Here is a 12383-nt window from a genome sequence, read left to right on the forward strand (position 1 = left end):
TTAACTACCCCGAATCCAGCAAGTTTAATTGCTGGGATAGATTCTAAAGGACAAACTAACCGAACTTTTGGAAACGTGAACTTTAATTATTCGGTCTTACCAGGATTAGATGCCAAACTTAACCTTGGAAGTGATCGTCAAACGGTAAGAAGAGACATCTACAATAGCCGATTAACCTTAAGAGGAACTGATTTCGGTGGTTTGGCAAATATTGCTTCTTTGGAGTTGACAAATTATCTCGCCGAATACACCATGAACTACAATAAAGATTTTAACGAGTCGAATAAGTTTTCTGTATTGGGTGGGATTACCTATCAACAATTCAGCCGTCGATCTATGGTCTCCGCAATTTCTAGTTTCCCCACGGATGCATTGGGCTGGGATAATCTTTCTTTAGGCGACCCCGCAAGGGCATCGGTTGGTAGCAATAAACAAGAGAATACTCTTTTGTCATATTTAGGTAGGGCAAATTACACCCTGAATAACAAGTATCTTTTCACCGCTTCAATTAGAGCTGATGGTTCTTCGCGATTTGGTACTAACAATAAATATGGATATTTCCCTTCCGCTGCTTTTGCATGGAAAATGAGCGAAGAAGATTTTATACCTGATGCTTTAGATCTAAAATTCAGACTAAGCTGGGGTAAAACAGGCAACCAAGAAATAGGCAATTACTCATCTTTATCCACTTTGAGTAATGGTGGTCAGGCTGTTTTTAACAATGCCATTTTTTCTTCAACTCAGCCTTCACGAATTGCCAATCCCGACTTAAAGTGGGAAACTACTACCCAAACCAATGTAGGTCTAGATTTTGGAATAGCACTTGGTAGAATTAGTGGATCTATTGACTACTTCAATAAAAATACCAATGATTTACTTTTAAATCTTCCGATTCCTCGCTCCACAGGTTATACTTCTATTTTAACCAATGTAGGTGAAGTTAAAAATTCGGGTATTGAGTTACAAATAAATTCAACCAATATAAATGCAAAAGATTTTCGATGGACTACTAGCTTTAACATTGCGGCTATAAAAAATAAGGCTGTAGATATAGGAGGTCTTAATCAAATTATCGCTGGTGCTTTGGATAATGTTGGTAATTCCGCCATTATTAGGCCTGGCGAGGCTATTTTCTCTTATTATGGATATAAAATTACTGGTATTTTTAATACTAAGGAAGAAGTTGCTGCTTCTCCACAAAAAAGTTCTAAACCTGGTTATCCTATTTTTCAAGACACAGATGGAAACGGAATAATTACACCTGCAGATCAAGTTATTCTCGGAAAGCCATTTCCGGATTTTACGGCAGGTTTAGGAAATGATATATCTTATAAAGGGTTTAATCTTAATTTCTTTATTCAGGCTGTACAAGGTGTGGAGAATATCAATGTACAGGCTATCCAAAGTATGTATCCAGCCAATTTTCGAAGAAATAAGTTTAGAAAACAGTTTTTAGATCGATGGTCGCCTACTAATCTAGATGGTAAATACCCATCTGGTGTTACTCCATCTGCTTATGGAGGAGGAAAAGTAAACAGCCTAACTATTGAAGATGCCTCGTTTATTAGACTGAGAACAGCTACATTAAGTTATAAAGTACCATTAAAAAACAAGAATGTTTTTCAAAATTTAGGTGTATATGTCACGGCTCAAAACCTACTTACTATTAGCAATTATATTGGATGGGATCCTGAGGCTAGCTTAAGAGGTAATAGCACAGGTGCACGAGCAGATGATAATTCTTATCCACTTAGTAAGTCATTTTTATTTGGCGTAACGGCAGAATTCTAATTTAAATAAACAATAATATAATTATATGAAAAAGATATTTATAAATTCACTCTTTATAATCTTTTTGGGCTTTAATTTACAAAGCTGTGATAAACCACTTGAAGAAGTTGTTTTTTCGGAACTTGCCCCAGAAAACTTCTTAAAAACAAAAGCTGGCATCAATTCAGTATTGAACAATGCTTATGCAATTCAGCAGCGTCATGGTCAGAGTACTTTTAATGCCATCGCAACTTTTCAGATGCCAAGTGGAGAAGTTTGGAACCGAGGAGGAAGTATAGAAACAGACTTGACACCTATGCTAGATTATACATGGGATTCCAATGCCGGGCGTTTAGGAAGTGAATGGACTGATTCTTATCGAGCTATAAGGGATGTAAATCTCGTCCTCGATAATTTAGCATTAGGAAAATTTGATGCTAATTTTGTAAAAAATATAACCGCAGAGGCAAAGTTTTTAAGGGCCAAGTCCATGATCGATATTTACGATCTTTTCGGTACAGGCCCAATTTTTCTTTCTTCTACTTTTGATAAGTTTCAAAAAGCCCGTGCCTCTGATTCGGAATGGGTGGCACAAATAGTAAAAGATATGACAGAAGCTATGAACGATCTTCCAGCAAAACCGGCATATGGAAGAGCTTCAAGTGGTGCTGCTGCAGGTATATTATGTAAATTTTACTTAAACCTTAAAAAATGGAATGAATCGTTAACAATGGCTGAAAAAGTAATTAGTTCAGGCGTTTATGATTTATTTCCTACATATATTGAATTATTTGCAATTGCGAATGAAGGAAACAAAGAGATAATTTATACTCATTCAGCTACAAGTGCCGGAGGTCCTGCTTCAGTACAAACAAACGCACTTATTTTTCCTGTAGATTACGCTAGACCTTCTAATATTGGTTTATTCGCGGCTCGACTTTACTTCTTCGACTCTTTCGTTGATTCGTTTCATCCGAATGACTCACGTCAAGCCATGCTTGTTAAATCATATGTAAACACTGCAGGCCAAACTATAAAAGGATATGGGGTTAACCAAACAATTGCCGGCAAGTACGAATTAGATAAAAATGCTAATGGTGCGGATGCAAGTAACGACTGGCCAGAAATAAGGTATGCGGATATTTTGCTCTCTAAAGCCGAAGCCCTAAATGAGTTAAATGGCCCTTCAAAAGAAGCAATTGATTTGATCAATAGAATTAGAACTAGGGCCAAAGTGCCTCAACTCATGTTAAGTGATTTTTCAAGCAAAGAAAAATTAAGGTCGGCCATTTTAAATGAGCGAGCTTGGGAGTTTGCACTTGAAGGCAAAAGACGACAAGACGAAATTAGGCACGGTGTTATGATTTCGAGGGCGAAGGCTCGTGGAAAAAATGCTCAACCATATCATGTATTATTTCCTATTCCGCAATCTGAAATAGACGCAAATAAGGAATTAAAGCAAAACACTGGTTATTAGATAGTTATTTTTAGATGACTATTGCATTAGAAAATCGTATTAAGTTTCAGTCAAATTGCATTTCCGGCAGCAGCTGAATGGCTTTTTATGATTTTCTATTGCTTTGTTTAGAGTGGTAAAAAAGGCAAAGACCTGCTATAAATTATATGGAATTCGAATATAAAATTTCAAATGAAAGAAGGCAGAAACAGCTAAACAAAAAATAATTTAAATGATTGAAAACAATTCATATATATAATGAAAATTAGATCCGAAATAAGATGAGCGTACTTAGCAGAAAAGCCTAGAAGATAAAATAAAATCATTCCTAATTAAAAAGCCCAAAGAAAACAAATATTTGACTCTGAGAAGAAGCTGATAACAATTTGAGGGGGAAATTAAACAATGTCATAAATGAAATATCTCTTCTTTATTATATTAGCTACTTTATCTGCCACAGCTCAAACAAAAAAAGTAACTATTAATACTCCAAATATCATTTATATTTTAGCAGATGATTTAGGTTATGGAGATTTGAAATGCTTTAATCCGTATAGCAAAATACCAACTCCTCATCTAGATAATATGGCCAAAAATGGAATCAAATTTACCGATGCACACACGTCTTCTGCTGTTTGTACGCCTACGCGATATGGAATTCTAACTGGTCAATATAATTGGCGTTCTTCTTTGAAGAGTTCTGTCTTAAGTGGTTACTCCAAATCACTAATTAAACAGAAACAAACCACCATTGCTGAAATGCTAAAAAAACAAGGATATAGTACGGCATTTATTGGCAAATGGCATTTGGGATGGGACTGGAATTTCACTAAAGCCGAAGATAAACTTGATATTAATGACCTAAATGCTGCACCTGAAGTAGACTTTAGTATACCAGTTAAAAATGGCCCATCAACTCATGGATTTGATTATTCTTTCGGTTTTTCAGGCTCGCTCGATATGGATCCTTACGTTTATGTTGAGAATGACAAAGCTACTATGATACCTTCAAAAACTACTGTTTCGGTGGATGAAAAGGGTTTTTGGAGAAAAGGTCTAACTTCAAATGATTTTAATCACTCAAATTTACTTCAAGATTTAACCGATAAGGCCTTAAATTACATCAACAAAAAAGCCAAAAGCAATTCACCATTTTTTTTATATTTTCCCTTACCTGCCCCACATACGCCTATTTTGCCGACTACCAAGTTTTTAGGTAAGAGTAATACCAATATGTATGGCGATTTTGTGATGCAAGTAGACGATGTGGTTCGCCAAATTAGAGAAACGCTTAAGCAACAAGGAATTTCAGAAAACACAATGTTGGTTTTTGTCAGTGACAATGGTTGTTCGCCAAGAGCCAACTATAAAGAGTTGGCGAAAGTAGACCATAACCCTAGCTATTTGTTTAGAGGTCATAAAGCTGATATTTTTGAGGGCGGACATCGGGTACCTTTTATTGTAGAATGGCCTGAAAAAGTTAGAAAAAATACAATTTCAAATAAAACCATTTGTACTACTGATTTCTTTGCTACTTGTGCGGATATTGTAGGCTATAAAATTCAAGAGGGTGAAGCTGTAGATAGTTATAGTATGTTGTCCATTATTACAGGTAACAGTGACGAAACTAATCGTGAATACACCGTTCATCATTCCATCAATGGTTCTTTTGCAATAAGAAAAGGCAATTGGAAATTAATCTTATGTCCCGACTCCGGAGGCTGGAGTTATCCAACTCCGCAAGAGTATAAAGCCAATAAAATGGATTTGCCAGCTATGCAATTATATAATTTGGCAGCCGATATAGGTGAAAATAATAATCTTATAACCGAATACCCAGAAAAAGCAGCAGAATTAAAAGCAGCAATTAAAAAGATCATACTTGACGGCAGAAGCACTCCTGGAAAAGCACAGGAAAATGAAGGCATGGATGGTTGGCATCAAATAGAATCTATTTTGAATTAAATTATACCAATTGAAAATAATTTAGTCCAATCGATGTCATTAATTAAAATTTATCGCAAATGAAAAAAAGCATTTTGGCTATTTTTTTATGGTTTTTGAGTAGTTATTTTTTGTTGGCTCAAAACAAGAGGCCTAACGTACTTATTATTCTGACGGATGATTTAGGCTATCATGATGTATCTTATTACGATAATAAAGATCTGAGTACACCTAATATTGATCATTTGAGAAGGGATGGAATGAGGTTCGATTATTTCTATTCGAATTCACCCGTATGTGCACCCACAAGAGCTTCTTTAATGTCAGGTAGATACCCTGATTTTGTGGGTGTTCCTGGCTTAATTCGCTATAACAAAGAAAATAACTGGGGTTATCTTAATCCAAGTACTATTTTATTACCTAAAGTCTTAAAAAAGGCTGGGTATCACACTGCGCATATAGGTAAATGGAATTTAGGCTTAGAATCGCCCAATCTTCCCAATGAAAAGGGGTTTGATTTTTTCCATGGTTGGCTTGAGGATATGATGGAGGATTATTGGACTCATCTTCGCCATGGCATTAATTTCATGCGATTAAATGAGCAGAAAATCGAGCCAGTAGGACATGCCACCGATTTGTTTACCCAATGGTCTGTGGATTATATTCAAAAACAAGCTCAGAGTAAGCAACCATTTTTTCTTTATTTGGCTTACAATGCGCCTCATTTCCCTGTTCAACCTCCTAAAGAATGGTTAGATAAAGTACTAATGAAAAATCCGGGAATTAATGAAAAGAGGGCTAAGCTTGTGGCATTAATTGAGCACTTAGATGATGGGATAGGTAAGGTGGTCGATGCTTTAAAGAAATCGGGTCAATATGAAAACACGATTATCGTATTTACCTCAGATAATGGAGGGCATTTACCTGATCTAGCAAATAATGGTCCGATTAGAGACGGCAAACAAAGTATGTATGAGGGAGGTTTGAGGGTTCCAACGGTAATTAGTTGGCCAAACAAAATTACAAAAGGCTCAAATTCTACCCATGTTAATTTATCCATGGACATTTATCCAACCATACTTGAATTAGTGGGTGCTACTTTTTCCCATAAAATAGAAGGAAGAAGTTTTGCGAATACACTTCTGAATACGGGAAATGAACAAATAGAACGTCCCATTTATTTTACAAGAAGAGAAGGTGGAATTCAATATGGAGGGAAAGCGTATCATGCCATTCGTTTGGGAGATTGGAAATTATTACAAAATTCCCCTTTCTTGCCTTATGAGCTTTATAACTTGAAAAATGATCCACTCGAGAAGAGTAATTTAGTTGAATCCAATCCTGAAATGACTAAAAAATTAAATAATTTGTTGATGACGTTCATCCAAGAAGGAGGAAGAGTTTCATGGCAAAAACCATTAAATTAAACGAATATGAAACTTAAATTATTTATTGCCGCACTATGTATTTTAACATGTTTTCAGTCGATAGCCCAAGCTTCAAAAAAACGGAAACCCAACTTTATCGTTATATATACGGATGATTTAGGCTACGGGGATTTAGGGACCTTTGGAAATCCAGTCATTAAAACGCCTAATTTAGACCGAATGGCCTATGAAGGTCAAAAATGGACTAATTTCTATGTAGCTGCTAATGTTTGTACTCCTTCAAGAGCCGCTTTAATGACAGGAAAATTACCTGTTAGGATAGGAATGGAAAGTTATAAACGGAGGGTTTTATTCCCCGATTCGAAAGGTGGATTGCCTGAATCTGAATTAACCATTGCTGAAATATTGAAGGCGAATAGTTATCAAACTGCGTTAGTAGGCAAATGGCATTTGGGTCATTTAAAGCAGTTTGCACCTAATAACAATGGATTTGATTATTATTTTGGTATACCTTATTCAAATGATATGGATAAAAAAGCAGGTATGACTCGTGAAGATATGTTTACGCCAAATTTTCAGGATTTCAACGTTCCACTCATGAGAAATTCAGAAATAATAGAAAGACCAGCAAATCAAAATAAGATCACACAAAGGTATACGGAGGAATCTGTTGATTTTATCAAAAGAAATAAAGAGAAACCATTTTTTCTTTATTTGGCACATTCAATGCCACATGTACCACTTTTTGCAGGTAAAGATTTCAAAGGGAAAAGTATGAGAGGTTTGTATGGGGATATCATAGAAGAGCTTGATTGGAGCGTAGGGAAAGTATTAGAAACATTAAGGGAGTTGCATTTGGATGAAAACACGTATGTGATATTTACTTCTGATAATGGTCCTTGGAAGTTATTTAATGAACAAGGAGGTTCCTCGGGATTATTGTTTGGTGCTAAGGGAACAAGCTATGAAGGTGGAATGCGCGTTCCATTTATTGTATGGTCGCCTACTAATATTAAACCAAGGGTTGAGATGAAGATGGGTAGTACCTTAGATATATTGCCCACTCTTTGTAAAATAGCCAACATAGAAATTCCATCTCAAGTTAAATCAGATGGATATGATTTGAGTCCATTAATGGTGCAGAATAAAGATGTCAATCCAAGGAATGAGATGTTTTTCTACCATGCAACGGATTTATTTGCTGCTCGATTAGGCGATTATAAATTGTATTATTTGAAAAATAACCCCATAGGCTATCCAGAGAAAATTGAAAAATTAGAAAAACCAGTGCTTTTTAATCTATCTGTAGACCCTTCTGAGCAATATGATATATATGGTAAAAATGAAAACATTGTCAATGAAATAAATGAGATGGTTCGTAAGCATAAAGCTGGCATTATTTCTGTGAAAAGTAATCTTGAAGATTAATGAAAAAAAAGTTCTTCAAAATTGTTTTCAATTTTTTGATCATTGGATTCTTTGCATGCGATGGCTATGGCCAACAAGTTTGCTCAGATACTGCCAAAATAACTAGCTGTAGAGCAGGGATACCGAATAGAAAAACCGCTATTTTTCAGAAAATACCGGATTTAAATAAGTCAAAAGTTGAAAATGAAAAGAAGTTTGTAATTGATTTGTCAACTAAAAAGAGAATAACTTTAAAATAGTAGTGATTTAGATTTTTTAAGGAGAGAGACATGATGTCTCTCTTTTTGATGTCTAGACTTTATGTTTTGATTTTTGATTTCATTTCTAATTAAACAATGTCACATTTCGATCGAATACCCCACTCTAGCCACGTGTTCTGCTACCACCACCATAAAATAAAAAAATTACTCGCCCTGAGTGGTTTCCAGTTACCGTACGGTTTAAATAAACCCTACCCTATCGTATCTAAATCGGATCAAAACCAAACCATACTAATCTATTTATATTTTTTGATTTTTGAAACACATTAAAATCAGATGAAATAGAGTGGTATGGCTCGCTTATTTGCTACTCTACTTTTTGTGAATAATTTTATTTAAAATAAAATATTAAAATTAAAATTTAAATTCACATGAAGACCAAACACTCCTAAACGAAAAGTCCAATTAGTTTAACGACATACATTAAATAAATAATTATGTTTAATCTAATCTGAAAATGAAAAAAGTATTACCCTCAATAGTTACTATCTTTTTATTGATTACATCAGCGTCTTTCAATGCTGAAAAAAAAGGGAAGGAGATTGAACAACCCAATATCCTTTTCATTTTTGCTGACGATTGGGGTTATGGCGATTTAGGCTGCTATGGAAATACCGAAGTACAAACACCAAATCTCGACAAGCTTGCGTCTCAAGGAACACGATACACACAGTTTCATGTCACAAGCGGAGTTTGTTCTCCGAGCAGAACTTCAGTAATAACGGGTCACTTTCCGGCTCGGCATAGCGTGCATGGTCATTTTGCGGGAAATGAACCCAATGCTCAAAGAGGAATGCCCAACTGGTTAGATGAAAATTTACCTGTTTACCTCCCAAGTATGATGCAGAAAGCCGGGTATTCTACCGCACATTTTGGCAAATGGCATCTGGGCGGTGGTGGATTACCTCATGGAGATCTTTCTGCACCTGAACCAAAAAAATACGGATATGATGAAACTAGGGTTTGGAACGGAAATGGCCCCACCTGGAAAGGGGATCAACTTTGGCCAACAACCCGGTATATGGATAGTGATACCCTTTGGGCACGAAGTTCAAGCAGGATCGCTGTTGATGCCACCATCGATTTTTTAAAACGACACAAAGCAGAGAAGCCCATGTTTGTTAATCTGTGGCTGAAGGATCCGCATACACCACTATGGCCCAGCGATGAACAACGCAAACTTATTAAAGATAAGGGGCTTATTCTTGACAAAGAAACGTATTATTCAGTATTAGCTGATGCTGATTACCATATTGGTCGGTTAATGGCTGCCTTAACTGAATTGGGACTAGATAAAAATACCCTAGTTATTTTCAGCAGCGACAATGGGCCGGCAAATTATCCTCCGGCACGAATAGCCGGTTCTACTGCCGGGTTAAAAGGGCGTAAAGCCGACATTTTTGAGGGTGGTGTGAATGTCCCGTTTATTATACGATGGCCCGGACATGTGAATGCTGGAAAAGTCGATCATAGCAGTGTACTGTCGACAGTTGATTTATTGCCTACTTTTTGTGAATTGGCCCATCAGAAATTAGCCGCCGGTTATCAGCCAGACGGCGAGAGCATCGTTTCCATTTTTAACAACATTCCATTTAATCGCACCAAACCTTTGTTTTGGGAATGGCGATTTCCATACTCCGGAAACGACCCGAATAGAGCTGATAGTTGGGTTACGCTCGCCGTCCGTTATGGTGACTTCAAACTGTTAGCGGATGAAAAACGCGAACGTGTTGAGCTGTATGATATTGCAGATGATCAGTATGAGAAAAACAATCTTTCTTCGAAAAAAAGCGAAAAAGTAAACGAAATGCTTGGCATGTGGGATAAGTGGAAAAGTGAGTTGCCTGAATAGAAATTCAAACAGTATAATTTAATTAAAATATAAGTTCAAGTAATAAGTGTAATACCGGTAATATACTCCTTCGGGGAGTAGTGTAACTTAGCGAAACGGATCCATGAAGAGGGTTGAGCCAATAAAAAACCTTTACATTACTACATGAAAAAAGTATATTATCAGCTCACCCAAGACCAAAGGTAAAAATTAGAATTCTATTTAGCAGTGGGAAAAAGTGGACCGATAGAGGTTATTTATTAGGGAGTTTTTCCAAACAATTATTAACTAACAAAATGGAAACAAGAAAAAAAACAATCAGCCAAAGATTGCACAGAAAAAAAGAAATTATACATTCACAAAACACGAAACACTCCTTAAGGAAAAGTCCAATTAGTTTGACGACGTACAGGAATGTGTGAACCAAACGGGTGAACTTTTTAAAAATAACTCTTCACTTCTGGGGAGTTATTTTTAATTTAGGTCCATTATATTTATTTCTTACTCCAATCGTATGAAAAAATTAACTTATATGTTGGCCTTTCTGCCATTCATAGCGTTTAGCACATTAGCTCAAAATAAAACAAAGCCAAATGTGCTGTTTATCGCCATTGATGACCTTAAGCCTATGTTAGGATGTTATGGAGAAAGTCATGTGCATTCGCCCAACATCGATAAACTTGCTTTATCGGGTACCGTATTTTTATCAAATTACTGCCAACAAGCTGTTTGTGCACCGACAAGAGCGAGTTTACTCACGGGACAAAGGCCTGATTACACACAAATTTGGGATTTAAAAACACTAATTCGGGATAAAGTTCCTTACATATTGACATTGCCTCAGTATTTCCGCCAACAAGGTTATACGACATCCGGGATTGGAAAAGTATTTGATTCAAGGTCGGTGGATGAAAATTCGGATGAGGCTTCTTGGTCTATCCCCTACTTAAAACTAGATAAAGATGACTTTGCAAAAGGTTTTAATAAACCTTTCAACAATTATTATCAATCACAGGAACTTATTCAATTGATCGGCAGCTTCCGAGAGGAAGGAATAAAAAATGGACTAAAAGGAAAAGAATTAGAGGATTTTGTCAAAAATGGCCGCCGACCTCTTTACGAAGCAATCGATGTTCCTGATGACGCTTATATTGATGGGGCAAATACCTTAAAAGCAATCCAACAAATTAAAAAATTAAAAAAAGAAGGAAATCCATTTTTCATGGCAGTGGGTCTTACTAAACCCCATTTACCATTTGTTGCCCCGAAAAAATATTGGGACCGCTACGAAAGATCAATGCTAAAATTAGCCGAGTTTCAGTCCTTATCTGCAGGAACACCTGAATTTGCTTTTCAAGCGTCAAACGAGTTGGTCAATCAATATATTTTACCTTCTGGCGAGCGTATGCCAACTGGATATTCGCCTAAATCAGATGAATTACAGCGATTACTACTTCATGGTTATTATGCGAGTGTTAGTTATACGGATGCCCAAGTAGGCTTGCTTATTGATGCCCTAAAAGAACAAGGTCTAGATAAAAACACCATTATCGTACTCTGGGGAGATCATGGTTGGCATTTAGGTGACCATACGATGTGGGCGAAACATAGCAATTTTGAACAGGCTACAAGAGCTCCATTAATTTTCTCTGCGCCAGGTTTCAAAGGGGGCCAACAAGTAAAAGGAATTTCTGAGTTTGTTGACGTATTTCCTACACTGACTGAATTGGCCGGGCTTCAAATCCCAAATGGTTTAGCAGGAAAAAGTTTAGTTCCTGCCATGAAAAATCCTAGCCTACAAGTGAAAAGATTTGCTCAAAGTCAATATCCACGCATGAACGATAAAGCGATGGGCTATGCGATTAGGACTGACCAATTTAGAATGGTCACTTGGTTTAAAGGAGAGTTTCATACCTCAAAAATCAATTCAGATAATCCAGTAATAGGCATAGAACTTTATGACTATAAAAAAGATCCCCTCGAAAAAGAAAATTTGGCCTTGAAAGCTGAATATTCTAATGTTTTAAAACAACATCAGGAAATGTTAACCAACTTCTTAAAAACTCAAAATCAATCCAGATAACTGTACGTCGTCAAATTAAAGTGGACTTTTCCTTAAGGTATGTTTCGTGTTTTTGTGAATGTATAATTTCTTTTTTTCTGTGCAATCTTTGACTGTTTTTATTTTCTTGTTTAAATTTTGTTATTTAATAATTATTTGGAAATACTCCCTAAGAAATAGACTCTACCGGTCCACTTTAGTTTGACGACGTACAGTTGGAAATTACATATAAACAATAACCATA

The 12383-nt window shown here is 36.2% G+C and carries 8 protein-coding genes; all 8 read left to right on the plus strand.

Going from position 1 to position 12383, the window contains the following annotated elements:
• Window positions 1–1791, plus strand: a 1791-nt coding sequence (locus tag AC1W6K_RS05430) for a SusC/RagA family TonB-linked outer membrane protein (protein ID WP_481946731.1), incomplete at its 5' end; no start/stop codon positions are given.
• 25 nt (window positions 1792–1816) lie between these two features.
• On the plus strand, window positions 1817–3247 hold the full coding sequence (locus AC1W6K_RS05435; RefSeq protein ID WP_481946732.1) for a RagB/SusD family nutrient uptake outer membrane protein: 1431 nt from the start codon (window positions 1817–1819) through the stop codon (window positions 3245–3247).
• A gap of 393 nt (window positions 3248–3640) precedes the next feature.
• On the plus strand, window positions 3641–5191 hold the full coding sequence (locus tag AC1W6K_RS05440) for a sulfatase family protein (protein ID WP_481946733.1): 1551 nt from the start codon (window positions 3641–3643) through the stop codon (window positions 5189–5191).
• Window positions 5192–5250: 59 nt separating this feature from the next.
• A complete protein-coding gene (locus tag AC1W6K_RS05445; RefSeq protein WP_481946734.1) occupies window positions 5251–6597 on the plus strand; it encodes a sulfatase family protein in 1347 nt (448 codons plus the stop codon).
• 6 nt (window positions 6598–6603) lie between these two features.
• Window positions 6604–7986: a sulfatase family protein gene (locus AC1W6K_RS05450; protein WP_481946735.1), complete on the plus strand. Its 1383-nt coding sequence runs from the start codon at window positions 6604–6606 to the stop codon at window positions 7984–7986.
• Window positions 7986–8225, plus strand: coding sequence for a hypothetical protein (locus AC1W6K_RS05455; RefSeq protein WP_481719404.1), 240 nt, complete (start codon window positions 7986–7988; stop codon window positions 8223–8225). Before AC1W6K_RS05450 ends, AC1W6K_RS05455 begins: the two co-directional genes overlap by 1 nt.
• A gap of 478 nt (window positions 8226–8703) precedes the next feature.
• A complete protein-coding gene (locus AC1W6K_RS05460) occupies window positions 8704–10098 on the plus strand; it encodes a sulfatase-like hydrolase/transferase (protein WP_481946736.1) in 1395 nt (464 codons plus the stop codon).
• Between the two features lie 493 nt (window positions 10099–10591).
• Window positions 10592–12160: a sulfatase gene (locus AC1W6K_RS05465; protein ID WP_481946737.1), complete on the plus strand. Its 1569-nt coding sequence runs from the start codon at window positions 10592–10594 to the stop codon at window positions 12158–12160.
• The last annotated feature ends 223 nt before the right edge of the window (window positions 12161–12383 follow it).

This window comes from Aquirufa sp. (genome assembly GCF_964796385.1).